Annotated in this window: 22 protein-coding genes; 9 read left to right on the top strand and 13 right to left on the bottom strand. The window is 64.8% G+C overall.

Annotated elements, in window-relative coordinates; translation table 11 throughout:
* Window positions 1–7: 7 nt before the first annotated feature.
* Entirely contained in the window at window positions 8–430 is a 423-nt protein-coding gene (locus K8U54_RS17760) for a DUF4124 domain-containing protein (RefSeq protein WP_249907053.1), read from the bottom strand.
* A gap of 33 nt (window positions 431–463) precedes the next feature.
* Window positions 464–841: a tetratricopeptide repeat protein gene (locus K8U54_RS17755; RefSeq protein ID WP_249907052.1), complete on the bottom strand. Its 378-nt coding sequence runs from the start codon at window positions 839–841 to the stop codon at window positions 464–466.
* Between the two features lie 180 nt (window positions 842–1021).
* Between K8U54_RS17755 and K8U54_RS17750 the strand changes: the two genes are divergently transcribed.
* Window positions 1022–1945, top strand: coding sequence for a universal stress protein (locus K8U54_RS17750; RefSeq protein WP_249907051.1), 924 nt, complete (start codon window positions 1022–1024; stop codon window positions 1943–1945).
* A gap of 55 nt (window positions 1946–2000) precedes the next feature.
* The gene (gene pyk / locus K8U54_RS17745; protein WP_070885605.1) at window positions 2001–3452 is read left to right on the top strand and encodes a pyruvate kinase; all 1452 of its coding nucleotides are present in this window, start codon (window positions 2001–2003) and stop codon (window positions 3450–3452) included.
* Window positions 3453–3509: 57 nt separating this feature from the next.
* Here pyk and K8U54_RS17740 read toward each other — a convergent pair whose 3' ends face one another.
* Window positions 3510–4448, bottom strand: coding sequence for an iron-sulfur-binding ferredoxin reductase (locus K8U54_RS17740; protein WP_249907050.1), 939 nt, complete (start codon window positions 4446–4448; stop codon window positions 3510–3512).
* Window positions 4441–5568, bottom strand: coding sequence for a GGDEF domain-containing protein (locus K8U54_RS17735; RefSeq protein WP_249907049.1), 1128 nt, complete (start codon window positions 5566–5568; stop codon window positions 4441–4443). The genes K8U54_RS17740 and K8U54_RS17735 overlap by 8 nt, the downstream gene beginning before the upstream one ends.
* Before the next feature lie 195 nt (window positions 5569–5763).
* Between K8U54_RS17735 and K8U54_RS17730 the strand changes: the two genes are divergently transcribed.
* Window positions 5764–7287, top strand: coding sequence for a fumarate hydratase (locus K8U54_RS17730; RefSeq protein ID WP_249907048.1), 1524 nt, complete (start codon window positions 5764–5766; stop codon window positions 7285–7287).
* A 63-nt stretch (window positions 7288–7350) separates the two neighbouring features.
* Here the strand turns inward: K8U54_RS17730 and K8U54_RS17725 are convergent, their stop codons facing one another.
* The 3 genes from K8U54_RS17725 to K8U54_RS17715 all read right to left on the bottom strand — a co-directional run bounded on the left by K8U54_RS17725 (window position 7351) and on the right by K8U54_RS17715 (window position 11440).
* Entirely contained in the window at window positions 7351–9774 is a 2424-nt protein-coding gene (locus K8U54_RS17725; RefSeq protein WP_249907047.1) for a TonB-dependent siderophore receptor, read from the bottom strand.
* 101 nt (window positions 9775–9875) lie between these two features.
* Window positions 9876–10856, bottom strand: coding sequence for a FecR family protein (locus tag K8U54_RS17720; protein WP_249907046.1), 981 nt, complete (start codon window positions 10854–10856; stop codon window positions 9876–9878).
* A complete protein-coding gene (locus tag K8U54_RS17715; protein ID WP_434059957.1) occupies window positions 10853–11440 on the bottom strand; it encodes an RNA polymerase sigma factor in 588 nt (195 codons plus the stop codon). The genes K8U54_RS17720 and K8U54_RS17715 overlap by 4 nt, the downstream gene beginning before the upstream one ends.
* A 146-nt stretch (window positions 11441–11586) precedes the next feature.
* Here K8U54_RS17715 and K8U54_RS17710 point away from each other — a divergent pair, with 146 nt between their 5' ends.
* Both K8U54_RS17710 and K8U54_RS17705 read left to right on the top strand, forming a co-directional pair.
* Window positions 11587–12261 (top strand): DUF1028 domain-containing protein, encoded by a 675-nt coding sequence (locus tag K8U54_RS17710; protein ID WP_249907045.1) that lies wholly within the window; start codon window positions 11587–11589, stop codon window positions 12259–12261.
* Window positions 12262–12378: 117 nt separating this feature from the next.
* Entirely contained in the window at window positions 12379–12927 is a 549-nt protein-coding gene (locus K8U54_RS17705) for a cysteine hydrolase family protein (RefSeq protein WP_249907044.1), read from the top strand.
* 168 nt (window positions 12928–13095) lie between these two features.
* On the opposite strand, the gene metE is transcribed toward K8U54_RS17705, so the two are convergent.
* Entirely contained in the window at window positions 13096–15393 is a 2298-nt protein-coding gene (gene metE / locus K8U54_RS17700; protein WP_249907043.1) for a 5-methyltetrahydropteroyltriglutamate--homocysteine S-methyltransferase, read from the bottom strand.
* Window positions 15394–15585: 192 nt separating this feature from the next.
* Here metE and K8U54_RS17695 point away from each other — a divergent pair, with 192 nt between their 5' ends.
* From K8U54_RS17695 to K8U54_RS17680, 4 genes are read left to right on the top strand one after another with little or no spacing between them, the layout of a single operon-like run.
* The gene (locus K8U54_RS17695) at window positions 15586–16401 is read left to right on the top strand and encodes a helix-turn-helix domain-containing protein (protein WP_249907042.1); all 816 of its coding nucleotides are present in this window, start codon (window positions 15586–15588) and stop codon (window positions 16399–16401) included.
* A 45-nt stretch (window positions 16402–16446) separates the two neighbouring features.
* The gene (locus K8U54_RS17690) at window positions 16447–17853 is read left to right on the top strand and encodes an NAD(P)/FAD-dependent oxidoreductase (RefSeq protein ID WP_249907041.1); all 1407 of its coding nucleotides are present in this window, start codon (window positions 16447–16449) and stop codon (window positions 17851–17853) included.
* Between the two features lie 31 nt (window positions 17854–17884).
* Window positions 17885–18226: a cupin domain-containing protein gene (locus tag K8U54_RS17685; protein WP_249907040.1), complete on the top strand. Its 342-nt coding sequence runs from the start codon at window positions 17885–17887 to the stop codon at window positions 18224–18226.
* A gap of 42 nt (window positions 18227–18268) precedes the next feature.
* Entirely contained in the window at window positions 18269–19345 is a 1077-nt protein-coding gene (locus tag K8U54_RS17680; protein ID WP_249907039.1) for a polyamine ABC transporter substrate-binding protein, read from the top strand.
* 42 nt (window positions 19346–19387) lie between these two features.
* Here the strand turns inward: K8U54_RS17680 and K8U54_RS17675 are convergent, their stop codons facing one another.
* The 5 genes from K8U54_RS17675 to K8U54_RS17655 all read right to left on the bottom strand — a co-directional run bounded on the left by K8U54_RS17675 (window position 19388) and on the right by K8U54_RS17655 (window position 25975).
* Entirely contained in the window at window positions 19388–19771 is a 384-nt protein-coding gene (locus tag K8U54_RS17675) for a cupin domain-containing protein (protein ID WP_434059956.1), read from the bottom strand.
* A gap of 49 nt (window positions 19772–19820) precedes the next feature.
* On the bottom strand, window positions 19821–20645 hold the full coding sequence (locus K8U54_RS17670) for an AraC family transcriptional regulator (protein ID WP_249907038.1): 825 nt from the start codon (window positions 20643–20645) through the stop codon (window positions 19821–19823).
* A gap of 114 nt (window positions 20646–20759) precedes the next feature.
* Entirely contained in the window at window positions 20760–23954 is a 3195-nt protein-coding gene (locus K8U54_RS17665; RefSeq protein WP_249907037.1) for a type I restriction endonuclease subunit R, read from the bottom strand.
* 39 nt (window positions 23955–23993) lie between these two features.
* Complete coding sequence (locus K8U54_RS17660) at window positions 23994–25043, bottom strand: PDDEXK nuclease domain-containing protein (protein WP_249907036.1); 1050 nt, start codon at window positions 25041–25043, stop codon at window positions 23994–23996.
* Window positions 25040–25975 (bottom strand): GIY-YIG nuclease family protein, encoded by a 936-nt coding sequence (locus K8U54_RS17655; protein WP_249907035.1) that lies wholly within the window; start codon window positions 25973–25975, stop codon window positions 25040–25042. The genes K8U54_RS17660 and K8U54_RS17655 overlap by 4 nt, the downstream gene beginning before the upstream one ends.
* Window positions 25976–26032 lie beyond the last annotated feature (57 nt).

Below are 26032 nucleotides of genomic sequence, written 5' to 3'. Positions count from 1 at the left end.
CCAGCGCTCATTGACAACGGCCTGACAACTGGCTGCCCAGTTGCGCTCTCGCCGCGTCCAGTTCCTGATCGCTGTAGTAGTGACGTTCGCCATTGGCGCCCGGCTGGTAATAGCGACGCCCCTCGGGCATCGAGGCAAGCGCGGCACGCAACCGGGCGCACTCCCTGGCCAGCTGCGCCTGCTGCTCGCGGCGCTCTTGCGCCGCCTGGGCCTGCTCGTCGCGACGCGCCTGAAAATAACGCTCGGCACGTTGCTCGCGCTCCCGAGCGGCGGGGTCGCGCTCGACGGCCTGGGGGCGCACCTCGATGACCTGGGCAGTGGCGCCCTGAGGCTGCTGGCCGAAATGCACCCGACCGTTTTCATCGACCCAGCGATAGACCTGCCCATAGGCCAGGCAGGGCAACAACAACAGACCTATCAACGCACGCATTGCGGCCTTCCTCAGGCAAGCAGTCCTTAGCCGTCAGAGCGCTCCGGCAGGCGATACCTTGGCGGGCTCCGGCACGCCATGATGGCCGAGCTGACGCAGGGTTTCCAGCCGTGCACGGGCACGAAACGCGTATTCGCTGGCCGGGTAGCGGCCGATGATGAACTGGTAGGTCTGCGCCGCATCCAGGTACAGGTTCTGCCGCTCCAGGCACTGCCCGCGCAGCAGGGAAATCTCCGGCTGTACGTAGCTGCGCGAACGGCTCGAGCGCTCGGCCTGGGACAGATACAGCAAGGCGTCTTCGCAATCGCCCCGGTCATAGGCCTGATAGGCCTTGTTCAGATGATGGTCGAGCGACATGCGGGTGCACCCGCCAACGACCAGCACACAGCACAGCAGTAACAGAATACGCATGGGTTTCTCCTCCAATGAGCAGCGTATCGGCGCCCCCCGGAAAAACTGAACGGTCGCAACATGCTGCATTGCGTTGGAGGGCGAACAATCGGCGGCGGTCTTCTAGGCTGATGCAGGTCAACGCATGCCCCCTGAGGATGGGCTGCAATGCCAGACAATCACTTCGCGAGGTCGCCCCCCATGAAACTCGAAAAGCTACTGGTCGTGATCGACGCCAGCCAACCCAGCCACCCGGCCCTGGAACGAGCCGCCTGGCTGGCCCGCCGGTCCCAGGCGCGCCTGCATGTGCTGCTGGTGGAGTATAGCGCCGCCCTGGATGGCAGCCTGCTGGAAAACAGCCTGCAGAACAGGGCCCGGCAAGCCCTGCTCGAACAGCGCGGCACCTGGCTGCAGGAGCTGCTGGCACCGCTGCGGCGCGAAGGGTTGGCCCTTGAGCAGGAGGTTCGCTGGGGCAAGCGCCTGCACGAGACGGTGCTGGAAACCGCCGAACAACTGCAGCCGGATCTGGTGCTCAAGTCCGCTGCCCACAACAACCTGCTACGGCGCCTGCTGCTGACCGACAGCTGCTGGCAACTGATGCGCCATTGCCCGTTCCCGCTGTGGCTGGTGCACCACGCCGAATGGCGCGGGCACAACCTGTGCACCGCCGTCGATCCCCTGCACAAGGACGACAAGCCGGCAGCCCTGGACCACCACCTGATAGACACCAGCCAGGCGCTCGCCACGGCCCTCGGCATGCACGCCGATATCGTGCATTGTCACGCGCCGCTGCCGCGCACCCTGCTCAACAACACCGAGCTGCTGGCCACCTACCAGCAGTACGTCAACGACGATGCGCAGCAGCATCACAAGGCCTTCGATGACCTGGTTCGCCAGCATCGCATCGAACCGGATGCCGCTCACCTGCTCGAGGGTGCCCCGGAAAACATGCTGCCGCGCTTCGTGCGCAAGCACGAAATCGACCTGCTGGTGATGGGCGCCATTGCCCGCGGCCGGCTGGACACCATCCTTATCGGCCACACCGCCGAACGCCTGCTCGAATCGGTGGACTGCGACCTGCTGGTGGTCAAGTTGCCGGCGAAAAGTAGTGCAGCGGAACAATGACTACAGCGCGGCGGCGTAGTAGCCTCGCGGTCTGCTTCAATCTAGGAGTCCGCGCATGACCGTTCGCCGCACCAAAATCGTCGCCACCCTCGGCCCAGCCAGCAACTCGCCGCAGATGCTGGAAAAGTTGATCCTGGCTGGGCTGGATGTCGCCCGTCTGAACTTCTCCCATGGCACGCCGGAAGAACACAAGGCACGCGCCCAGCTGGTACGCGACATCGCCGCCAAGCATGGCCGCCACGTGGCCCTGCTGGGCGACCTGCAAGGCCCGAAGATCCGCATCGCCAAGTTCGCCAACAAGCGTATCGAGCTGCAGGTCGGTGACCGTTTCACCTTCTCCACCAGCCATCCGCTGACCGAGGGCAACCAGCAGGTGGTCGGCATCGACTACCCGGATCTAGTCAAGGATTGCGGCGTGGGCGACGAGCTGCTGCTCGACGACGGTCGCGTGGTCATGCGTGTGGAAAGCACCACTCCCGATACCCTGGAATGCGTGGTGCTGATCGGCGGCCCGCTGTCCGACCATAAAGGCATCAACCGTCGCGGTGGCGGCCTGACCGCCCCGGCCCTGACCGAAAAGGACAAGGCCGACATCAAGCTGGCGGCGGAAATGGACCTGGATTACCTGGCCGTGTCCTTCCCCCGTGATGCGGCGGACATGGAATACGCCCGCCAGCTGCGTGACGAAGCCGGTGGCAAAGCCTGGCTGGTCGCCAAGATCGAGCGCGCCGAAGCGGTAGCCAATGACGAAACCCTCGACGGCCTGATCAAGGCCAGCGACGTGGTGATGGTCGCCCGTGGCGACCTGGGTGTGGAAATCGGTGATGCCGAGCTGGTAGGCATCCAGAAGAAGATCATTCTCCACGCACGTCGTCACAACAAGGCGGTGATCGTGGCGACCCAGATGATGGAGTCGATGATCCAGAACCCGATGCCGACCCGTGCCGAAGTGTCCGACGTAGCCAACGCCGTGCTCGACTACACCGACGCCGTCATGCTGTCGGCCGAGAGCGCCGCCGGCGCCTACCCGCTGGAAGCCGTGCAGGCCATGGCGCGCATCTGCCTGGGCGCCGAGCGTCACCCCACCGGCAAGAGCTCCAGCCACCGCATCGGCAAGACCTTCGAGCGTTGCGACGAGAGCATCGCCCTGGCGGCCATGTACACGGCCAACCACTTCCCCGGCGTGAAGGCGATCATCGCCCTGACCGAGAGCGGCTACACGCCGCTGATCATGTCGCGCATCCGCTCCTCGGTGCCGATCTACTCGTTCTCCCCGCACCGCGACACCCAGGCGCGCTCGGCCATGTTCCGCGGCGTGTACACCATTCCGTTCGACCCGGCAGCCCTGCCCCCAGGCGAAGTCAGCCAGGCAGCGGTGGACGAGCTGCTCAAGCGCGGCCTCGTCGAGCAGGGCGACTGGGTCATCCTGACCAAGGGTGACAGCTACCACACCATCGGTGGCACCAACGGCATGAAGATCCTGCACGTCGGTGATGCACTGGTCTGAGGACTGGTACCGCAAGGATAGAGGCCCGCGCTTGACGCGGGCCTTTTCTTTTCGGGATCAGGCGTGGGGCAGGAACAGGTCGCTCAGTAGCTGGCTGCGCGGCAGGCCGGCCAGGTACAGGCGCCGCGAAAGGGCCTCTACGGTCTCGGGGCCACCGCAGAGCAAGGCCACCGTTTGCCGTGAAGGGGGGCGCAAGGCGGCCAGGAATGCCGGCATGGCGGCCGCCTCGATCAACTCGACCTGTAGCTGCGAATGGCGCTCGGCAAGCGCCAGCAATGGGTCCGCCAGGTAATGCTCGGCACCCGTGCTGGCCAGGTGCACGACGCGGATCGGCCCCTGATGCTCCTGACGCAGCGCCTCACGCAGCAACGCCCACAAGGGGGCCAGGCCGGTTCCGGCACCCAGTAGCCACAGCGGGCGCTCCTGCCAGTCCGGGTCATAATGCAAGGCAGCGCCGCTCAACGCGCCCAGGTGCAGGCTGTCGCCGACCTGCAGCTGGCGGGCGGCATCGCAGAAGGCGCCGGGCCGGCCGCAATCGATATGAAACCCCAGGTCGGCATCCTCGCCTGGCAGGCAGGCGAGCGAATACGGTCGTGCGATGCCATCGGCCGTGCATAGCAGCAGATGCTGGCCGGCCCGGTAACGCAGGGGTTGCTGCGGCTGCAGGCGCAGGTGCAATACCCGCTCGCTGAGCCACTGCACGGCCTGCACCTGCGCCGGCATGGCGTCGCGGGTCGGGTCGAACACCTCCACCTGCAGGGGCTCCACCACGCTGCATTGGCAGGCCAGCCGCCAGCCCTGCTCACGGCGCTGCGCATCGAGGGCCTCGGGCTTGGCATCGTGCGGCTCGCCTGCCACGCAGCGCACCAGGCAGGCCTGGCAACTGCCGGCGCGGCAGCTGTACGGCACCGCAACGCCGGCGCCGAGCAGCGCATCGAGCAGGTTGCTGGCAGCGGCCACATCCCAGCGCCGCCCGCCCACGCGCACTTCAGGCATCGACCAGATCCCAGGTCGCGGCGCTGCAATTGCGGCCGCTGCGCTTGGCCTGGTAGAGCGCCTGGTCGGCCCGGTGCAGGGCCTCATCGAGATCATCGTGCATGGTCACCAGGGTCATTCCCACGGACAGGCTGAGATTGGGCACCTTAACATTAACCGGCTCGCATTCACTGAACGCCACGCGCAGGCGCTCGCAGCACGCCAGGAAGGACTCGGCATCGGTATCGGGTATCAGCAGCACGAACTCCTCGCCGCCGTAGCGGGCGATCATGTCGCCGTCGCGCAGGCAGGCGCTGGCCACGCTGGCGAAGGCCTGCAACACGCGGTCGCCGGCGGCATGGCCGAAACGGTCGTTGATGCTCTTGAAGTGATCCAGGTCGATCAACGCCAGGCCATGCTGGCGCAGGGGCGTCAGGCCCTCCAGCGCCTGGGCCGCCATGCGCAGGAAATGCCGCCGGTTGTACAGGCCGGTGAGCTCGTCGGTGGCCACCATGTGCTCGAGCTGGCGCATCATGCCGCGCAGGGTTTCCTGGTGCGCCTGCAGGGCGAAGCGACGTTTGCGCATGCGCTGACGCATCTGCTGCATGTACCAGGCGAACAGGTTCAGCCACGCCAGCACCAGGCCCAGCACGCAGACCTGCAACACCGCCAGGCCGAGGTCGCGGGTGGTACCTGCGTGGATCTCGTGGAGATTGATGGCCAGGAAACCGAAAAAGGCTAGGCAGGCACAACGAAAGAACGCCCAGGTGCGCAGCTGGAACAGGCCGAACAGCATGGACATGGGATACACCACCAGCAACGTGCCGCGCCCGTGGTCGAGCATGGCGACCAACGCCGTGGTCAGCCCCAGGGCGACCAGCACCTGTACCTCGGTCAGGCTCGGGTCGCCGAAACCCAGGTTGCGACCGCTGACGAACACCCCGAGAAACGCCGCCTGGCTGATGACGGTGGCGGCCACCAGCAGGATGACCGCACTGCCGGGTACGCTGAACAGATCGCAGGAATAGGCGACCAGCACGATGGCGGTGATCGACAGGTAGGTGGCCACGGCCATACCGAAGCGCTTGAGCAGCAGGCACTGCAGGGTATTTTTATTGAATGGCTGGTTGCTGGAGGTCATGGGCTCCCTCCCATACTGGCAACTGGCCTCCACTCTAACCGTGCGCCATGAAAAAGCCTAGCGGCCGTGTAGCGTTATCGCTGGTGCCCAACGGGTGTCCCGGGCGCCGCCCCCGCGGTATACTGCCGCGCCTTTTAGAACGCGCCGGCAACGTTCCGGCATTTGAAGTTCCTGCCCTACAAGGGAGCGCCCCACATGACCGTGATCAAGCAAGACGACCTGATCCAGAGCGTCGCCGACGCCCTGCAGTTCATCTCCTACTACCACCCCGTCGACTTCATCCAGGCGATGCACGAGGCCTACCTGCGTGAAGAGTCGCCGGCCGCCCGCGACTCCATGGCGCAGATCCTCATCAACTCGCGCATGTGTGCCACCGGCCACCGCCCGATCTGCCAGGACACCGGCATCGTCACCGTATTCGTCAAAGTGGGTATGGACGTGCGCTGGGACGGCGCCACCATGAGCCTGGACGACATGATCAACGAAGGCGTACGCCGCGCCTACAACCTGCCGGAAAACGTCCTGCGCGCCTCGATCCTGGCCGACCCGGCAGGTGCCCGCAAGAACACCAAGGACAACACCCCGGCGGTGATCCACTACTCCATCGTCCCCGGTGACAAGGTGGAAGTGGACGTCGCGGCCAAGGGCGGCGGCTCCGAGAACAAGTCGAAGATGGCCATGCTCAACCCGTCCGACTCGATCGTCGACTGGGTACTCAAGACCGTGCCGACCATGGGCGCTGGCTGGTGCCCGCCGGGCATGCTCGGCATCGGCATCGGCGGTACCGCCGAAAAGGCCGCGGTGATGGCCAAGGAAGTGCTCATGGAGCACATCGACATCCATGAACTGCAGGCTCGCGGCCCGCAGAACAAGATCGAAGAACTGCGCCTGGAGCTGTTCGAGAAGGTCAACCAGCTGGGCATCGGCGCCCAGGGCCTGGGCGGCCTGACCACCGTGCTTGACGTGAAGATCATGGATTACCCGACCCACGCCGCCTCCTTGCCGGTGTGCATGATCCCCAACTGCGCCGCCACCCGCCACGCCCACTTCGTGCTCGATGGCAGCGGCCCGGCGGAGCTGGAGGCACCACCTCTGGACGCCTACCCGGAAATCGTCTGGGAAGCCGGCCCGTCGGCGCGCCGCGTCGACCTCGACACCCTGACCCCGGAAGACGTGCAGAGCTGGAAGCCGGGCGAGACCATCCTGCTCAACGGCAAGATGCTCACCGGCCGCGACGCCGCGCACAAGCGCATGGTCGAGATGCTCAACAAGGGTGAACAGCTGCCGGTCGACCTGAAAGGCCGCTTCATCTATTACGTGGGCCCGGTCGACCCGATCGGCGACGAAGTGGTGGGCCCGGCCGGCCCGACCACCGCCACGCGGATGGACAAGTTCACCCGGCAGATCCTCGAACAGACCGGCCTGTTGGGCATGATCGGCAAATCCGAGCGCGGCCCGACCGCCATCGATGCCATCAAGGACAACAAGGCCGTGTACCTGATGGCCGTCGGCGGCGCGGCCTACCTGGTCGCCCAGGCGATCAAGAAGTCCAAGGTGCTGGCGTTCGCCGAGCTGGGCATGGAAGCGATCTACGAGTTCGAGGTCAAGGACATGCCGGTTACCGTCGCCGTCGACAGCAATGGCGAGTCGGTGCACATCACCGGCCCCGCGATCTGGAACAAGAAGATCGCCGAAAGCCTGGCGGTGGAAGTGCAGTAAGCATCGCCCTGCGGTAGACAAGAGCCCGGCCTAGTGCCGGGCTTTTGCGTTCATGCCGCCTCGTCAGAACTCCAGGGTGCTGGAGAGCTGCAGCTGGCGCGGCTCGCCGACGGAGACAGCGAGGTTGTTCACCGAAGAGCTGTAGTAGGTCTTGTCGAACAGGTTCTTCACGTTGAGCTGCAGCTTGAGCTTGTTGTCGCCCAGGCGGGTGTCGTAGCTGGTGAAGGCATCGGCCACGGTATAGGACGGCAGGGTGAAATTGTTGGCCGCATCGCCTTCCCGGTCACCCACGTAGCGAGCCCCCACACCGGCGCGCACACGATCCGCACCGAACAGCTGACCGAAGTCGTAGACGCCATACAGCGACGCGGTGTGTCGGGCGACGTTCTGCAGGCCATTGCCCTTGAGTTCCGGGTCCTTTGTCACTTCAGCATCGGTAACGGCGTAGGTGCCGATCAGGCTGAGGTCATCGGTCAGTTGCCCGGTCACGTCCAGCTCGACACCGCGGGAGCGCACTTCGCCCGCACCGGTGGCAAAGGTTTCACCGCCCACGGTCTGGGTCACCAGCACGTTCTCCTTGACGATATCGAACAGCGCCAGGGTGCCGGTGATGCGTCCGGGCCTATCCAGCTTGGCGCCGACTTCCCAGCTCTTGCCCTCCTCCGGCGGCACGCCGTTGATGGAGGCGCCATTGGTCAGCGGTGCGATGGTCGAGTTGGGCTTGAACGACTCGGTGTAGCCGCCATACAGCGACAGCTCGTCGTTGAGCTTGTACACCAGGCCGACGCGCGGCACCCAGACCTGGCCATCGATATCGGTGTTCCTGTTGAACGGCCGGCCGCGCCCGGACATCTGGTCATAGAGCTGATAGCGGGCGCCGGCGACGAAGATCCACTGCTCGTTGAGGTGCACCGAATCCTGGAAGAACGCGGACTGGGTGACCACGCGATCGGTCTGGTCGCTGTCGCTGGCAACCACCGTTGTCGGCACCGGCACGTTGCCGTAGACCGGGATGAACGGGTCGAAACGGACGGCGGTGTTCTGGCGCAGCAGGTCCTCACGGTAGAACTTGCGGTATTCGTGGTCCACGCCCATCAACAGGTCGTGCTGCATGCCGCCAAGCTGCACCTTGCCATCCAGGTCGAAGGTAGCGAAGTGCGAGGTGCTGACCGCGCCCCGGGTGCCGTCCAGCCGGCGTGTGTAAGCGTTGCTGGTTTGCGAGGTGGGCTCGCGGAAGATCCGCGCCTGGTAATCGTCGTAGCGGTCGCGGTTGTAGCTGTAGGCGAAGTGCGCCTTCCAGTCGTCGTTGAGCTGGTGCGACAGGTCGAAGAGGGTCAGGTGCGAGCGGCCATCGGTGATGTTGTAGGCCTCGTCCAGTCGGCGCTCGGCGGGAATGTCCAGCGGCTTGCCGTTACGGAAAACCGTGCCGCGATCGAACGGCACCGAATACTCGCGGTACTCGTGGCTGAGGGTCACCGTGGTGTCTTCGCCGTACCAGGCCAGCGAGGGCGCGAAGGTCTTGTCGCGGTTGGTGCCGAAGCTGCGCCAGTAGTCGGCGTCGTCATAATCGGCGACCAGGCGGTAGGCCAGGCCGGTTTCGCCCAGCGGGCCGGTGATATCCAGGGTGCCGCCGCTGCCGTTCTTGCCGTGGCCGTAGGTCGAGGCACGGCCGGTGATGGCGCGGTAGCTCTCCAGCTGCGGCTTCTTGCTCACCACGTTGATCACGCCGCCTGGATCGAGAATGCCGTAGAGCATCGACGACGGCCCCTTGAGCACTTCGACGCGCTCGGCGGTGGCGGTGAAGTTGCGGCCCTGGATGGTGCGCATGCCGTCACGCAGGATGGAGCCATCGCGGTTGTCGCCAAAGCCGCGCTTCATCACCGCATCCAGCGTGCTGCCCAGGGTGTTGGACTGGGTGATGCCGCTGACGTTGACCAGCGCCTCGTCGAGGGTCTGCGGCTGTTGGTCCTGCAGCACCTGGGTCGGCACCACGGCCACCGCCTGGGGGATCTCCAGCAGCGGCGTGTCGCTGCGGGTCAGCGAGGTGGTTTCCGGCGGCTGGTAGCTGGTGCTCGGCGTGCGTTGCGACTGGATGTTCACCGCACCGAGGTTCACCACGCCGTCGGCGGGCAGCGCCTGCAGGGTCACGGTGGTGGCGCCAGCCCGGGCGAAGGTGAAGCCGGAGCCGGCCAGCAACCGGGCCAGCGCCTGCTCGGCGCTCAGGCGGCCCTGCACGGCCGGTGCCTGCACGCTGTAAGGCGCGTCATCGGTGTACACCACGTTGAGGCCAGTGGTGCGGCTGAAGGCGTCCAGCGCCTGGGGCAGCGGCTGGGCGGCGATGGCGAAGGCGTAGGTCGCGGCCTGCTCGTCAGCGGCCTGGGCCAGCACGCCCGGTGCCAGGGGCAGCAGCGAAGTGCCCAGCAGCCAGGCGGCCAGACTGACGTGTTTCAGGGCGACATCCTGTCGGCACTTGATGCGGTGATTCATGATGTTCTTCATCTCGGGGGCTGGCTCAGTGCGAAAAAGTCGCATTCACAGCACTACACGGACGCCACCTGCACGTACCTCACCCCTGCCGGAAAATATTTTCAGCGCAGGATGATCAGCCGCCCCAGCACCCTGTGCTGCTCGAAGCCGACCACGCCCTGCAAGGCATCGAGAATCGCCCCGGGATCCTGGCTGGCGAAGCTGCCGCTGACCCGTTTGCCGCGCAGCCCGTCGTTGAGCAGCACGATGCGCCCTGGGTAGTAACGACCTAGTTCATCGAGCACCTCGCCCAGGGGCGCGCGGTAGAAACTCAGGCGACCATCGCGCCAGGCGGTCAGGGCACTGGTATTGACGGCCAGGGGATTGCCGCTGACGCCATCGGCAAAACTCAGCTGCTGGTTGGCCGTCAGCACCCGCGGCGCCTCCAACGGCCCGCCGCGCACCGCCACCCGCCCCTGCAGCACCGACACCCGGGCGCCCTCGCCCAGGCGGCGCACCTCGAAACGGGTGCCGAGCACCCGCGCCTCGCCACCGGCCGCGGCGACGGTAAAGGGAATCTCCCCCGGCACCACGCTGAAGTACGCCGCGCCGCGGCGCAGCTCCACATGGCGTTCGCCCGCGCTGTAGCGCACGGCGATGGCACTGTCGGCGTCCAGCACCACGCTCGAGCCATCGGCCAAGGTTACGCTGCGCACCTCGCCCGGCGCCGACACCCAGTCCGCGCCCAGGTCATCGGCCCAGCGCAGCGGCTGCCAGCCGCCGGCCCACACCACCAGCAGCAGGCAGGCAGCCATCGCCAGGGCTGGCGCCCAGTACCGGCGCTGAGGCTTCGGTGCACGCAGGTACTGCTGCAGGGCGGCGTGCTCCTCATCAGCCAGGCGCTGGGCGGCCGGGCGGCTCAGGTGCCAGAGCCGCTGCATGCGCACGAAGGTGTCGACATGCTCGGGGGCGGCGGCCAGCCAGCGCTCGAAAGCCATCTGCACGGCATCGCCGGGCTGCCCTTGCAGGCGGCCGAGCCACAGCCAGGCGTCCTGTTCGATGCTCGATAGCGGCTCTTGCTGCCGATAGGTTGGCTGACTCATGGCGCGACGCTTCCGTGTGAAGGGACGGCCGGCGTATCGACGACGCTGGCCTTGCAGGCTTGCAGGGCGCGCATCATATGTTTTTCCACCGCGCTCTGGGAAAGCGCCATGCTGCGGGCGATCTGCCCGTAGGTCTGGCCATGGATGCGGTTGAGCAGAAAGATATGCCGGGTGCGCGCCGGCAACGCCCGCAAGGCCGCGTCGACGCGGCGCAGATCACTGCCCGCCTCCAGGGCCGCATCCGGTGAAAGGCTGAAGTCGCCGCGCTGCTCGGGCAGCAGGCCGGCCTCGCTACGGGTACGTGCTCCCTCGCTGCGCAGGTGGTCGATGGCCAGGTTGTGGGCACTGCGGATCAGGTAGCTGCCCAGGTCTTCGAGCGGTGCACCGGGCCGCCGCCAGAAGCGCAGAAACAGCTCCTGCAGCAGATCCGCCGCAGTCGCCCTGCAGCCGACGCGCCGGCGCAATACCGCCTCCATCTGTTCACGACGGGCGAGAAAGGTGCGCAGAAACGCGTCAGGTTGCACCGGTTCCGTCACGGACGGATCGGGCTGGCGAGGTTCGGGCGAGGACGGGAAATCGACCATGTAAACGGCTGCTCGTGGCGATGCGGACAGAAGCGAAGCGGCAAGACGGCGAATGATAATGCTTATCAACAAATACCGATAGCACGACACGCGGAACGATCACTCGCGGGACGGGGCCTAAGCCACACGCGCACAGAGGAGCCGCCATGACCTTTTCCATCGTTGCCCGCTGCCCGAGAACCGGCCAGTTCGGCGTTGCCGCCGCCACCGCCATGCCCGCCGTGGGCAAATTGCTCAGCCATGCCGCCGCTGGCGCAGGTGCCGTGGCGACCCAGGCCCAGGTCAACCCGTACCTGGGGCTAGACGGCCTGGCGCTGCTGCGCGCGGGCCATTCGGCGCCTGCCGCCTTGAAGCAGCTGATGGACACCGACCCCTGCATGCAGCTGCGCCAGTTGGCGCTGATCGACCGTAACGGCGACAGCGTGTGCTGGACGGGCAGCGAGTGCATTCCCTGGGCCGGCTCGCTGTCCGGCGAGCAGTTCTCGGTGCAGGGCAACCGCCTGGCCGGCCCGCAGGTGCTCGATGCCGTCGCCGATGCCTTTCGCCTGGGTGAGGAGCGCCCGCTGGTAGAGCGCCTGATCGACGCCCTGGAAGCGGGCGATGACCGTGGCGGCGATCGCGAAGGCGAGTCCTCGGCGGTGATCTATATCGTCGACCGCGAGGACTATCCGCTGTGGGACATTCGCGTCGACCACCATCGCGACCCGGTCGCCGAGCTATGGCGCCTGCACGCCGTGTTCGCCCGCGACGTGCTACCGGAAATCCTCGCCATGCCCACCCGCGACAATCCGGCGGGCAAGGCGGCAGAAGACTCGGTGTGAGATGGTGCCATTCGTGAATCGGGATGAGTGCCGCAGCACCCGCCCCGCCTCCTGCACCTCCCGCTTTGGCAGCGGGCGGGTTAATGTGGGGAGACCACCCCCATCACGGAAACCAACATGAGCAAACGCGCCCTGATCCTCATCGACATCCAGAACGACTACTTCACAGGCGGCAAGTGGACCCTGCACGGCATGGACGCCGCCGCCACCAACGCCGCCCGCGTGCTCGCCGCTGCCCGCGCTGCCGGTGATACGGTGGTGCATGTACGCCATGAGTTCGAAAGCGCCGATGCACCCTTCTTCGCGCCCGGCTCCAGCGGTGCGCAGATCCACAGCGACGTGAAGCCGTTGGCCGGCGAGCCGGTTGTGCTCAAGCACAAGGTCAATGCGTTTCTCGGTACGGATCTGAAAGCGCAGCTGGACAAGGCCGGCGTGCAGGAGGTCACCCTGGTCGGCGCCATGAGCCATATGTGCATCGACGCCGCGGCCCGCGCCAGCGCCGATTTCGGTTACGCCACCACGGTGATCCACGATGCCTGCGCGACCCGTGATCAGGAATTCGCAGGCCAGCAGGTGCCGGCCGCGCAGGTGCAGGCGGCCTATATGGCGGCCCTGGCATTTGCCTATGCGACGGTGGTGTCGACCGAGCAGTATCTGGCGGGCTGAACAGCTATCGGCCAAAGCCCGCGATGCCAGCATCAGGCAGCGCCTGCATGTGTGGGATCGCGCCATGCGCGCGATATCACGGGCATGGATCAGGCACCCTCGCCCGTTCCCACATGAGAACGGGTCGTTGGCGACACCGCAGGGTTTAACTGGTGACGACCCGAAATCTCACGCCAGCTCTCTGCGCAGCTGTCGCGCCGCCGCCACCATATTGACCAGCGCCGCCTCGGTCTCCGGCCAGCCGCGGGTTTTCAGACCGCAGTCCGGGTTGACCCACAGGCGCTCGGCCGGGATGCGCTGCACCGCCTTGCGCATCAGCTTGACCATCTCGGCGGTGTCCGGCACCCGCGGCGAATGGATGTCGTACACGCCCGGGCCGATTTCGTTGGGGTACTCGAAGGCCTCGAAGGCGTCCAGCAACTCCATGTCCGAGCGCGAGGTCTCGATGGTGATCACGTCGGCATCCATGGCGGCAATGGACTCGATCACGTCGTTGAATTCGCTGTAGCACATGTGGGTGTGGATCTGGGTTTCGTCGCCCACGCCGCTGGCGCACAGGCGGAACGACTCGGTCGCCCAGTCCAGGTAGCGTTGCCACTCGGCCGTGCGCAGCGGCAGGCCCTCGCGGAACGCCGCCTCGTCGATCTGGATGATCTTGATGCCGGCCGCTTCCAGGTCTACCACCTCGTCGCGCAGTGCCAGGGCCAGCTGGCGAGCCTGCACCTCGCGGCTGACGTCCTCGCGGGGGAACGACCACATCAGCATGGTCACCGGGCCGGTGAGCATGCCCTTCATCACCTTGCCCGTCAGGCTCTGGGCATAGCGGATCCACTCCACGGTCATGGCTTTCGGGCGGCTCAGGTCGCCGTAGATGATCGCCGGTTTGACGCAGCGCGAGCCGTAGCTCTGCACCCAGCCGAAGCGGGTGAACAGGTAGCCGTCGAGCTGCTCGGCGAAGTACTCGACCATATCGTTGCGCTCGGCCTCGCCGTGCACCAGTACGTCCAGGCCCAGGCGTTCCTGAATCTCCACCGCATGGCGAATCTCGCTGTGCATCGCATCGGTGTAATCGCCCAGCGACAGCTTGCCCTGCTTGAACGCCTGGCGGGCCAGGCGAATCGCCGAGGTCTGCGGGAAGGAGCCGATGGTGGTGGTGGGGAATGGCGGCAGGGCCAAACCAATGCGCTGCTTGGCGATACGCTGGGCGAAAGGCGAACGGCGCTGGCTGTCGCCCGCTTTCACCGCGGCGAGACGCGCCTGCACCTGGGGTTTGTGGATGCGCGGCGACGCCGCCCGGCTGGCCTGCACGGCGCGGCTTTCGGCCAGCGCCTTGTGTACCCCGGGGGCATCGGGCTGGTTGACGGCCCGCGTCAGCAGCGCGACTTCTGCACACTTCTGGGTGGCGAAGGCCAGCCAGCTTTTCAGTTCCGCATCCAGGCCTTCTTCACGGGCCAGGTCGACGGGGCTGTGCAACAGCGAGCAGGACGGCGCGATCCACAGGCGTTCGCCGAGGCGGCTGTGGGCGTGGCCGATCACCGCCAGGGCCTTCTCCAGATCGCAGCGCCATACGTTGCGGCCATTGACCACGCCCAGGGACAGCACCTTGTAGGCCGGCAGGCGGTCGAGAATGGTCGGGTACTGTTCTGGCGCGCGCACCAGGTCGATGTGCAGGCCGTCCACCGGCAGGTTGGCGGCCAGGCCGAGGTTGTCTTCCAGGCCACCGAAGTAGGTGGCGATCAGCTTTTTCAGCGGCTCGCGCTGCAAGATGTTGTAGGCGCGCTCGAAGGCGTTCTTCCAGTCCTGGGGCAAATCGAGCACCAGAATCGGCTCGTCGATCTGCACCCACTCCACCCCCTGCTCGGCGAGGCGCTGGAAGATCTGCCCGTAGAGCGGCAGCAGGCGTTCGAGCAACTCCAGTTTGTCGAAGCCCTGGGCCTCGCCCTTGAGCTTGCCCAGCCACAGGTAGGTCAGCGGGCCGATCACCACCGGTTTGACGCTGTGGCCGAGGGCATGGGCTTCGGCGACTTCCTCGAACAGCTGCTCCCAGCTCAGGGCGAACTGCTGGTCGGCGGTGAACTCGGGCACCAGGTAGTGGTAGTTGGTATCGAACCATTTGGTCATCTCTTGGGCGTGAGCGCCACCACAGCAACCTTCACCGCTGACGCCACGGGCCATGGCGAACAAGGTGTCCAGGGTTGGCTTACCATCCGCCGGGCGAAAGCGCTCGGGAATCACCCCGAAGGTCAGCGAGTGGGCCAGCACCCCGTCGTACCAGGCGAAGTCGCCCACCGGCAGCAGGTCGATGCCGGCATCCTTCTGCACCTGCCAGTGGCGGGCGCGCAGCTCGCGGCCCACGGCGCGCAGGCCGGCTTCGTCCAGTTCACCTTTCCAGAACGCCTCCTGGGCTTTCTTAAGTTCGCGGTCACGTCCGATCCGGGGGAATCCGAGGCTGTGTGCCAGGGCCATGGCGATATCTCCAATGCATAAACGATGGCGTGCATTGTCGGGAGTCAAGGCAGATGAAACAAACTCAACGTACTAACGTTAAAAACAAGTTTTACTCATGTACGAAAGATCCACCTCATGTGCCCGCCTGCCCCACTTGAGATGGCCGGTGCAGTCGGGCAAGCTGGCCGCAGACCTCTGGACCCAACCGGCATGCCCGAGCTTCCCGACGACCCCGCCCAGACCGAACGCACCCGCGAAACCGTGCTGCGCTACCACTACAGCTGGAAATACCGCGACCTTGACGCGGTGATGGCGCTCTATCATCCCGAGGTCGAGTACCGCGACTTCTTTCTCAACCGCAGCATGGGCCTGGCCGAGCTGCGCGACTACGTGCTCAGCACCATGCCGCGCCACCCGGAAGAAGCGCTGGAGCATACCGACCGCATCCGTATCGACGGCCACACCGCATTTATCCAGTACCGCACCACGCTGCATGGCGGCGAGGGGCTGGTGTCGTTTCGCACCGCCGAAGCCATCACCGTGCGCGACGGGCTGATCTGGCGAGTCAACGAATATGCCTCGCTGGTGCACGAAGGCCCCGATGCGCGAGCGCCGATCCAGAGCAGCGCGGCGATCAGCAAGCTGGGCCTGTCGACCCGCCAGTTGGGCTTCATGGCCCAGGACCTGCAGGATTACTTCCAGCGTCGTCAGCCGTTTCTCGACCCGGCCCTGAGCCTGCAGCAGGTGGCCAGCGCTACCGGCTACAGCCGCAACCAGATGTCCTACCTGCTCAATCAGGTGCTCGGCCAGAGCTTCTACCGTTACGTCAACCAGGCGCGCCTGCAGCACCTGCTCGAGCGCCTGCAGGCCGGCAACGACCTGCGGCGCATGGACGAACTGGCCTTCGAAGCCGGCTTCAACTCCCTGACCGCCTTCTACAGCACCTTCCGCCGGCATACCGGAATGACGCCAAAGGCCTATCTGAAAGACCTTTACGCGCGGACACGCACGCAAGACAACTGCTGAGTCGGCCACTAGGCTTGCCCCATACATCTCGTGTGGAAGCGGTGCATGAACGACTGGCGCAACATCAGCCTGTGGATGGATCAACTGGATGAGCCGCTGACCCCGCGCCCGTCGCTGCCCGGCGACCTGCAGGCCGATGTGGCCATCATCGGCGCCGGGTATACCGGGCTGTGGACGGCCTACTACCTCAAGCGCCAGGCGCCCGACCTGCGTATCGTCATCCTCGAGGCAAAGATCGCCGGCTTCGGCGCCTCCGGGCGCAACGGCGGCTGGCTGATGGGCAACCTGCTCGGCGAGGATCGCCTGCTCGCCGGCCTCAGCCCACAGGCACGGCGCGAATCCTACGACCTGCTGCACGGCATTCCTGACGAGGTCGGTCAGGTGCTGGAGCGCGAAGGCATCGACTGCGACTACCGCAAGGGCGGTGTGCTGTATTGCGCGGCCCGCTACCCGGAGCAGGAGCTGCGCCTGCGCGAATACCTGCGCGGCTACCGCGAAGAAGGCTTGAACGAGGACGACTATCGCTGGCTGCCCGCCGAAGAACTGGCCCAGCACCTGCGCATCCCGGGCGCCTACGGAGCGATTCACACGCCGCATTGCGCGACCATCCAGCCGGCGCGCCTGGTGCGCGGCCTGGCGCGCTGTGTCGAGGCCATGGGCGTGAGCATCTATGAAGGCACCCCGGCCCTGGGCTGGCAGGCCGGCAGCGTGCGCTGCGAGGCCGGTGAGGTGCGCGCCGACTGGGTGGTACCGGCCGTCGAGGGTTACTCGCCCAGGCTGCCGCCGCTGGGGCGCCACCAGATTCCGGTGCAGAGCCTGATCGTCGCCACCGAACCGCTGCCGGCCTCGACCTGGGCGGAAATCGGCCTGGAGCGCGGCCAGGCGTTCAGCGAAGCCAGCCGCCAGGTCACCTACGGCCAGCGCAGCCGCGACGACCGGCTGATCTTCGGCGCCCGCGGCGGCTATCGCTTCGGCAGCCGCCTGCGCAGCGACTTCAACCTCAGCGACGAAGAGCGTGGCCTGCGCCGCTACCTGTTCAGCGAACTGTTCCCGCAGCTGCGCAGCGTGCGCATCACCCACGCCTGGGGCGGCAACCTGGGCATGGCGCGGCGCTTCCACCCGCACATGCTCTGCGACCGCAGCGCCGGCATCGCCCTGTCCGGCGGTTATGGCGGCGAAGGTGTGGGCGCCAGCAACCTCGGTGGCCGCACCCTGGCCGACCTGATTCTCGGCCACAGCACCCTGCTCACCCGCCAACCCTGGGTGCGCCACGATACCCGTGTTCAGGACCTGCCACGCTGGGAGCCGGAGCCCTGCCGCTGGCTGGGGTACAACGCGATCATCCGCAGCTTCGTGCGCGAAGACAAATTGCTGGCCGACCCATCCAGCCGGCCCTGGCAGCGCTACATGGCGCAGCGTATCGCCAGCCTGATGGAAGGCTTCATGAAGTGAACGCTCTCTTCTCAATGTAAGGTTGCAAGCAATGACCATCACCCATTTCCGTGACACCGCACGCGTTGCACTCGACGAACACAACCCGGTCGCCGTGCCGCTCAGCGAACCCGCGGCCGTCACCTCGGTGACCTGCGTGGAGCGCGACGATGGCGTGGAAACCGGCATCTGGGAATGCACGCCCGGCCGCTGGCGCCGGCAGATCGTGCAGCAGGAGTTCTGCCACTTCATCGCCGGGCGCTGCACCTTTATCCCCGACGTGGGCGAACCGATCGAAATCAAGGCTGGCGACGCACTGATGTTGCCGGCCAACACCACTGGCGTGTGGGACATACAAGAAACGTTGCGCAAGACCTATGTACTGATTTTCTGACTGCTGCCTCCACAACATCGACAACAACGGTTGAGGTCTCCCATGCTGAAAACGCTTATCCCGCTGATGCTCGTCGCCTCGGTCAGCCAGGCGGCGCAAGATGTGCGCATCTACAACTGGACCGACTACATCGCCCCCGACACGCTGAAGAACTTCCAGCAGGCCAGCGGCGTAACGCCCCACTACGACGTCTACGACAGCAACGAAACCCTCGACGCCAAACTGATGGCCGGGCGCTCCGGCTATGACGTGGTGTTCCCCTCCAACCACTTTATGGCCCGGCAGATTCAGGGTGGCGCACTCAAGGAGCTGGACAAGAGCCAGCTGCCCAACTGGAAGAACCTCAACCCCACGCTGCTCAAGGCCCTGGAAGGAAACGACCCGGGCAACCAGCACGGCTTCCCCTATTTGTGGGGCAGCACCGGCATCGGCTACAACGTCGAGAAGGTCAAGGCGGTGCTGGGAAGCGACGTGCCCCTGGATTCCTGGGACCTGATCTTCAAGCCCGAGCTGATGGCCAAGCTGAGCAAATGCGGCGTGGCGATTCTCGACAATGGCCCGGAAATGCTGCCCATCGCCCTGCACTACCTGGGCCTGCCGCACCACAGCCAGAAGCCCGAGGACTACAAGAAGGCCGAAGCGCTGCTGATGGAGATGCGCAAGAACGTCGCCTACTTCCATTCCTCCAAGTACGTCGGTGAGCTGGCCAATGGCGACGTGTGCATGGCGGTCGGCTTCTCCGGCGACATCATGCAGGCCAGCGCCCGCGCCAGGGAGGCCGGCAACGGCGTCGACATCGCCTACGTGATTCCCAAGGAAGGCGCGCCGATGTGGTTCGACATGGTCGCCATGCCCAAGGATGCGCCCAATGAAAAGGCTGCCTACGCCTTGATGAACTACCTACTCGAGCCAGAGGTGATCGCCGCCATCAGCGACCATGTGCATTACGCCAATGGCAACAGCCAGGCAGACGGGCTGGTCGACCCGACACTCAAGGCCGATACCACCGTCTACCCGCCCGATGACGTGATGGAAAAACTCTACGCCCTGGAAGCCATGCCGCTGAACATCGACCGCATCCGCACGCGGATCTGGACCAAGGTGAAAAGCGGCACTTGATACCGTTACGAAGGCTGGCGCCCCTGGGCGCCAGCCCGGCGGTCAGATCCACAGATCATTGATCGCCGTACGCTCCCCGCCTTCTGCCCCGGTGTTAAGCACGCCGCGCGGCTCGATCAGCAGCAACTTCACCTCATCCTCGGCATAGGGCTTGTGCTCCACGCCCCTGGGCACCACGTACAGCTCGCCGCTGCCCAGGGTTACCGAGCCGTCACGAAAATCCAGGCGCAACTGGCCGTCGAGCACCAGAAAGGCTTCGTCGGTTTCGGCATGGGCATGCCAGATGAAATCGCCCTGCAGGCGCGCCACCTTGAATTGGTAGTCGTTCATTTCCGCGACCACGCGAGGTGACCATTGCTCGGCGATCAGGTCGAGCTTGCGGATCAGGTTGATGGGGTGCTTGGTGGAGGGATTGGGCTGGCTCACAGGTGGTTCCTCGGTTGGTTTTCACCACTCTAGCGAGGCACCCCGGGCGCTATCTTGTACGATCCTGCAACTTCACCATGCTCAGCCAGCGCGCCGGAGACAGGCCGAAGCAGGCCACGAAATGCCGGGTCATATGGCTCTGGTCGAAGAACCCGGCGATCAGCGCCGCATCGGCCAGGCCGATGCCCGCCAAGGCCAACTCACGGCAGCGCTCCAGGCGGCGCATGGTCACGTAACGGTAGGGGCTGGTGCCGAACAGCGCGCGAAAGTCCCGCGACAGGCTCCAGCGATCGCGCCCGCTGACGTGCTCCAGCTCATCCAGGGTAACGCTCGCGCCGTTGCGGCTATGGATGTACTCGCGCGCCCGCTGCGTGGCGGGGTAATCGAAGGCGCGGCGACCGCGGGGCTTGCCGGCGACGGCTTCGAGGGCGCGGGCCAGGTCGTAGATCGCGTCGTCTTCTTCCAGCGACTCCAGCGGGTTGTCCATCGCCTGCATGAACGATTCGGTAGCGCTGCGCAGGCGCGGGTCATCGCTCAAGCCGCCAACCACGAAGGGCAGCGGCTTGCCGCCAAGCACCTGCTGGATCAGCACCGGGTCGATATACAGCATGCGGTAATGAAAGCCGGCGTCGGTGCCGGCCATGCCGTCGTGCAGCTCGTCCGGGTGCAGCACCAGGGTGCCGCCGGGCAGGCTGTGGCGCATGGCGCGCCGATAGCGAAAGCTCTGCACACCGGACAAGGTGCGGCCGATGGCGTAGGAGTCGTGGCGATGAGGGTCGTAGCCATGGCCGCTGAAATACGCCTCGATGCGTTCCACCCGCCCCTGATCAGGGCTGCGCAGCAACCAGTCTCGGTCGTTGGTAGGTATGCCCATTCTCTACAGCCCCATTCAAAAATTGACCTCACCAGGCGGACGCTTCAGCACCTACTGGTCACAAGGCTCTCGCGTCAGCAATCACGTGAGGTCAGGGCCGTTTTTTCTCATTGCCTACAGCCGCGCGGAACCAAGTAACTGCGGCCCTACATCACGTTTAAGCAGCTCGTACACCACAGTGATGAACAACTCGCGTGTCGACTCATCGCTCAGCAGCCTGGTCGCCATACTGGTGTGGCTGCTCATGGCCCCGACGATGGCCTCGATGGCCCGAACCGGCAAATCAGCCCTCATCGCCTGCTCGCGGCTGTTGTTATTAATCTGCGCCATGACCAGTTGATCGCCACGCAGCTTCTCGGAAACCTGCAGCGCCAACATGACTTGATCAGTATCGGAAACGTCTTTGCCAAACGCAGCATTAAGGCGCTCGATCAGCTCTGTCAGGTACTTCTTCTCGCGGTCACGCGCTTCACGTAGACCGTTGTCGGTAATTCCATAAAGACCAGGGCTCTCGCCCTGCTGCACCACCCCATCGAGCCGCTCGCCTGGTTTGACTCGGTAATGGCTGAGCTTGAGGTCGCCCAAATCCACCTGCTCGGCGCCAATGCCCTTGAGGCGCTTGCGCAGCAGGCGGGCGAAACTGGCGAAGGCTTCCAGGCTCGGGTCGCCCAAGTCCACCAGTTGCGCGATGTATTCATAGCAACGCACGAACTTGGACAGGCTCTCGCTGAAGATCAACAACGCGTCGCGTTGCTTGCAGTACTCCGCGCGCTGCGCGTCGGCATAGGCTGCGCCTGCTTCGTCGCCAACTTCTTCGGCCTTGAGCAAAGCCCGCTCCCACTGTTCGATGGCATCGGTGAGGGTCTTGAGCTTGCCATTGAAGCGGTCGGTGGCAGGCTGGGTCAGCGCATAGAGTTTCTGGTGGGTGACCTTGGGATCGATGATGGCATCACCGAATACCTCTACTTCGGCGCGCTCGTACAGGTGCATGCCATCCAGGCGTTGGCGGATGTCGAAGACGATGTTGGGGTCTTGAATATCGGCCATCCGCGCATCGCGGTAGAAGGTCTGGAAGGCTTCGAGTATCTCCTTGGCCTCGTTGGCGAAGTCGATGACGTAGGTCTTATCCTTGCCTGGATAAGTACGGTTCAGCCGTGACAGCGTCTGCACCGCCTCCACGCCGGAAATCTTCTTGTCCAGGTACATGGCCACCAGCTTGGGCTGGTCGAAACCGGTCTGGTACTTGTTGGCGACGATCATCACCTGGTAATGCGGCGTATCGAACAGCGTGCGCATGTCCTGTTTGCCCAGCCTGGGGTTGAGGTTCTGCTCGTTGAAGGCATGCTCGTCCGGCAGGCTGGCGGCCAGCGGTGCTTTCAGATCCACATCAAGGTTGGGCACATCACCGGAGAACGCCACCATCGCCCGTACATTGGCGTAGCCGCGCCGGTTGCAATAATCCTCCAGCGCGAGGTGATACTTCACCGCGGCTGCGCGCGAACTGGTCACCACCATGGCCTTGGCCTGGCCACCGAGCAGGTGAGCGACGTTCTTGCGAAAGTGCTCGACGATCAGCTCCACCTTCTGCCCGACGTTCACCGGGTTCAGCGACAGCCACTTGGCCAGCTTGCGCCGCGCGCTCTTCTCGTCCACACGCTTGTCGCCCACCAGCTCGCTGCCAATGCGCAGCGCCACGTCGTAACTGGTGTAGTTGCGCAGCACATCGAGGATGAACCCCTCCTCGATGGCCTGCTGCATGGTGTACAGGTGAAACGGCACAGGCGGGTTGCCTTCGCTGACTGGCAACTCGGGCTGACGCGGGCGACCGAACAGGCTCAGCGTCGAGTGCTTGGGCGTGGCGGTAAAAGCGAAGTAGCTGGCGTTATTCGGCCGGCTGCGCGACGACTGCCAAACCGACAAACGCTCATCACGCGAGAGCTTTTTCCACTCATCCTCGCTCTGCCCGGTGAGCACGTAGCGCAGATCGTCCGCCGTGCTGCCGCCCATGGAGCTGTGCGCCTCGTCGATAATGATGGCGAAGCGGCGATCACGCAGGTTGCGCTCTTCGAGAATGGCCTTCTGTGCATGGGGAAACGTTTGCAAAGTGCAGACGATGATCGGCACGCCCGCCAGCATCGCCTCGGCCAGTTGCTTGCTCTTGGGCAGGCTTGACTGCTCCCGGTCGATGGCGCGCACCACGCCGGCCTGGTGGTCGATCTGGCGAATCGCCTCCTGCAACTGCTGATCCAGCACCTGGCGGTCAGTCACCACGATGACGCTATGAAAATACGGCTCGCCATCAGGGCGACGCACACGGATCAGCGAATGCGCTGTCCAGGCGATGGTGTTGGTCTTGCCGGAACCAGCGCTGTGCTGAATCAGATAGGGTTGGCCAACGCCTTCACGACGCACCGCATCGATCATCCGCGTCACCCCGTCCCATTGATGAAAGCGCGGGAAAACCAGTCGCTCCTTGAACCGGGTATTGCCGTTGACGTCCTGCTGGGCCTTGCGCTCCAACAGCACGAAACGGTGGAAGATATGCAGCCAGTTATCCTTCTGCAGCACGGTCTTCCACAGATAGCTCACCGGGTAATCATCGCCCTCGGCCTTGTTGCCGGCGGCGCCATCATTGCCCCGGTTAAACGGCAGAAACACCGTCTCGCCCCCTGCCAGTTGCGTGCTCATGCGGATATCGCTGTCGCTCATGGCGAAGTGCACCACCGAGCCACGCTTGAAGGTCAGCAGCGGTTCGCTGCCACCGCTCTTGCGCTCCGGACGACGATCCTGGCGGTACTGCGCCATGGCCGCCTCCACCGACTGGGTGAAATCGGTCTTCAGCTCCACCGTAGCCACGGGAATGCCATTGATGAACAACGCCAGGTCGAGTTCATCGGCCTTATCCTGCGAATAACGCAGTTGCGGCACCACCCGCAGGCGATTGGCGGCGTAACGCATGGCCACCGTTTCGTTGCGAGCATCCTCGGGTAGCGCCTGGCTCATGGCCAGGGTGCCGGCGCCAGCGATAGAGAAACCGCTGCGCAACACATTCAATGTGCCACCGTCGGTCTTGTTCTCCAGTTGCTTGACCAGGCGATCGAGCAACGCGGCTTCGGTGCCAGCCCCATTGAGCGCACGCAGCTTGGCGATTGCCTCAGCCTGGCTGGCCTCCAGCCAGGCCAGCACATCTTCGCTGTACAGCGCACGCACTGCGTCGTAGTTCGCGGAGCTACCGACCAGCCAACCGGCTGCAGCCAGTTGTTCGACGATATGTCGCTCCAGTTCAAATTCGTGGTGCACGTGGCTCATGCCATCCCTCGCAATCCAGCAACCATCAACTCAATGGGCTCACGCCCGCGTGTCATACAGCCCGCGCTGCTCGGCCAAGCGCGCCCGCTCCCGATCCAGTTCGGCGCGCAGCTCTTCTTCGCTGGGCAGCACCAGCTTGTACTTGCTGGCGAACAATTGCTCGCTGCCCTGCAATACCGAGTAGCGCACAAGGGACGCATCTTTTTGCGCGCAGAGGATGATGCCCACGGTCGGGCCATCCTCCGGGCCGCGTTTAAGGTCATCGAACATGCGCACGTACATGTCCATCTGGCCGATGTCCTGGTGGGTCAGCTCGCCGCGTTTGAGATCGAAGATCACGAAGCACTTGAGCAGGTAGTTGTAGAACACCAGGTCGATATAGAAATCCTTGCTCTCGGTGCTGATGCGCTGCTGCCGACCGACGAAGGCGAAGCCTTTGCCCAGCTCCAGCAGAAACTGCTGTAACTGACCGATCAACGCCTGCTCCAGCTCGCTTTCCAGCAAGGTGCCGGCATTGGGCAGGCCGAGAAACTCCAGCAGCACCGGGTCACGCACGAACTCACGTGGGCTCTTGCCCAGCGCCTGCAGGTTGCTCGCGGCCTCCTGCTCGACAGCTGCGCGATCCTGGCTGGCCAGCAGCCGCTCGTAGTACAGCGTGCCGATCTGCCGTTCCAGCGCACGGGTGCTCCAGTTCTGCGTGGCGGCCTCGTTCATGTACCACTGCCGGGCGCTGTCGTTTTCCACCTTGAGCAGGGTGCGATAGTGCGTCCAGCTCAATTCGGAACGCAGTGCGTTCCAAATCGGGAATGCCTGGTAGAAGGCGCGCATATGCCGCAAGTTGCGCTCATCGAAGCCCTTGCCGAACTCGGCCGTCAGCCCATTGGCCAGTGTTGCCAGCAGCTTCTTGCCGTAGGCGGCTCGTGCCTGCCCACCCTGCTCGAATTCGATGATATGCCGCCCCACTTCCCAGCAGGTTTGCACCTGAATCGCATCCACCGCACGCAGGACCTGCTGTCGCGCCTGCCGGATCAGCTCGGCCAGTTCGGTGAGCAAAGGTTGCAGCGTGGTATCTGGGTTGGACGCGCTCATGCGTCCTCCACTGACGGCTGAAGCGAACTCAACTGTTGGTCTTGCCAGGCTGCATAAGTCTGGCCGGTCCCCTCGACCAGCCAAGAGGTACGCCCGTTGGCAGAGCGGCCACACACGACGGCAGCCGCAGCACTGGGGCTGCTGAAAGCACAGTCGTCACTGAACGTCAGGTGTTCGCTGCCATCAGCGACCAGCATCCCCTCGGCGACCAGTTGCTTGAACAGGCTCTGATAGCCACGCTCTGTCCCCACCCAGTCTGGGCGGGCCTTGGAACCTTTGAACACGAAGAACTCACCATCGACTTCCTGACCCTGCGCAGCGATGCGATAGCGCGGAACCTCCAGCATGAAGCGCGGTGAGCGATTGACTGGTGCCGCCGTAGAGGCCAGCAATGTCGCCGAGGGCTTGCTGAGTTCACGCAGAAACTCGAAGCCCAGCACCGGCAGCACCGTGCGGATCTGCTCGAGAAAAAACGCCATATCGGCACGGTCGGACTCTGGCAGCCCAATGTATTCATGTGCCGTACCGTTACTCAGCACGCAGCGGCCGGCGGCTGTGGCAATACCGATCAACTTGCTTTCCAGGTACTTCACATGGGCCTTGGTCAGGTTCTGATCCTTGCTGGTGACCAGACATACGCGCTCCCAGAAGTCCTTGCCGCCCGCCTCTTCCGGTCGGTTATGGCTTTTCAGGCGTTGTGCCACATCATCGGACTCGCCGATGTACACGCGGGTGCGCAGGCTGTCGTCCGGGTCGGGGCCGACCAGAAAGTACACACCGGTACGCGCGCACTCCGGGCGCTGCACTAACTCCGCAAGTTTGCTGCGCGGGCCAGTCAGCACGTGGCCCGTCCAGTTCATGATCTCGGCGGTGAGCAGGCCATTGGGCGTGCCGTCCACCAGAAAGAGTCGAATGCTGCGGCCTTGGGTCATGGCACATCCTTGTCAGGTGTTAGCGAGGAAGAGTGAAGCGGACCATATCACGCGGGG

The organism is Pseudomonas fulva (assembly GCF_023517795.1).
Classification (GTDB): Bacteria; Pseudomonadota; Gammaproteobacteria; order Pseudomonadales; family Pseudomonadaceae; genus Aquipseudomonas; species Aquipseudomonas fulva_D.
Note: the sequence above shows the minus strand (reverse complement) of the source record. Positions and strands in the feature narration are given on the sequence as shown.

Excerpts from the sequence above, each read along its gene's own strand:
- K8U54_RS17760 (WP_249907053.1), bottom strand. The coding sequence starts at position 430 with ATGCGTGCGTTGATAGGTCTGTTGTTGTTGCCCTGCCTGGCCTATGGG.
- K8U54_RS17755 (WP_249907052.1), bottom strand. The coding sequence starts at position 841 with ATGCGTATTCTGTTACTGCTGTGCTGTGTGCTGGTCGTTGGCGGGTGC.
- K8U54_RS17750 (WP_249907051.1), top strand. The coding sequence starts at position 1,022 with ATGAAACTCGAAAAGCTACTGGTCGTGATCGACGCCAGCCAACCCAGC.
- pyk (WP_070885605.1), top strand. The coding sequence starts at position 2,001 with ATGACCGTTCGCCGCACCAAAATCGTCGCCACCCTCGGCCCAGCCAGC.
- K8U54_RS17740 (WP_249907050.1), bottom strand. The coding sequence starts at position 4,448 with ATGCCTGAAGTGCGCGTGGGCGGGCGGCGCTGGGATGTGGCCGCTGCC.
- K8U54_RS17735 (WP_249907049.1), bottom strand. The coding sequence starts at position 5,568 with ATGACCTCCAGCAACCAGCCATTCAATAAAAATACCCTGCAGTGCCTG.
- K8U54_RS17730 (WP_249907048.1), top strand. The coding sequence starts at position 5,764 with ATGACCGTGATCAAGCAAGACGACCTGATCCAGAGCGTCGCCGACGCC.
- K8U54_RS17725 (WP_249907047.1), bottom strand. The coding sequence starts at position 9,774 with ATGAATCACCGCATCAAGTGCCGACAGGATGTCGCCCTGAAACACGTC.
- K8U54_RS17720 (WP_249907046.1), bottom strand. The coding sequence starts at position 10,856 with ATGAGTCAGCCAACCTATCGGCAGCAAGAGCCGCTATCGAGCATCGAA.
- K8U54_RS17715 (WP_434059957.1), bottom strand. The coding sequence starts at position 11,440 with ATGGTCGATTTCCCGTCCTCGCCCGAACCTCGCCAGCCCGATCCGTCC.
- K8U54_RS17710 (WP_249907045.1), top strand. The coding sequence starts at position 11,587 with ATGACCTTTTCCATCGTTGCCCGCTGCCCGAGAACCGGCCAGTTCGGC.
- K8U54_RS17705 (WP_249907044.1), top strand. The coding sequence starts at position 12,379 with ATGAGCAAACGCGCCCTGATCCTCATCGACATCCAGAACGACTACTTC.
- metE (WP_249907043.1), bottom strand. The coding sequence starts at position 15,393 with ATGGCCCTGGCACACAGCCTCGGATTCCCCCGGATCGGACGTGACCGC.
- K8U54_RS17695 (WP_249907042.1), top strand. The coding sequence starts at position 15,586 with ATGCCCGAGCTTCCCGACGACCCCGCCCAGACCGAACGCACCCGCGAA.
- K8U54_RS17690 (WP_249907041.1), top strand. The coding sequence starts at position 16,447 with ATGAACGACTGGCGCAACATCAGCCTGTGGATGGATCAACTGGATGAG.
- K8U54_RS17685 (WP_249907040.1), top strand. The coding sequence starts at position 17,885 with ATGACCATCACCCATTTCCGTGACACCGCACGCGTTGCACTCGACGAA.
- K8U54_RS17680 (WP_249907039.1), top strand. The coding sequence starts at position 18,269 with ATGCTGAAAACGCTTATCCCGCTGATGCTCGTCGCCTCGGTCAGCCAG.
- K8U54_RS17670 (WP_249907038.1), bottom strand. The coding sequence starts at position 20,645 with ATGGGCATACCTACCAACGACCGAGACTGGTTGCTGCGCAGCCCTGAT.
- K8U54_RS17665 (WP_249907037.1), bottom strand. The coding sequence starts at position 23,954 with ATGAGCCACGTGCACCACGAATTTGAACTGGAGCGACATATCGTCGAA.
- K8U54_RS17660 (WP_249907036.1), bottom strand. The coding sequence starts at position 25,043 with ATGAGCGCGTCCAACCCAGATACCACGCTGCAACCTTTGCTCACCGAA.
- K8U54_RS17655 (WP_249907035.1), bottom strand. The coding sequence starts at position 25,975 with ATGACCCAAGGCCGCAGCATTCGACTCTTTCTGGTGGACGGCACGCCC.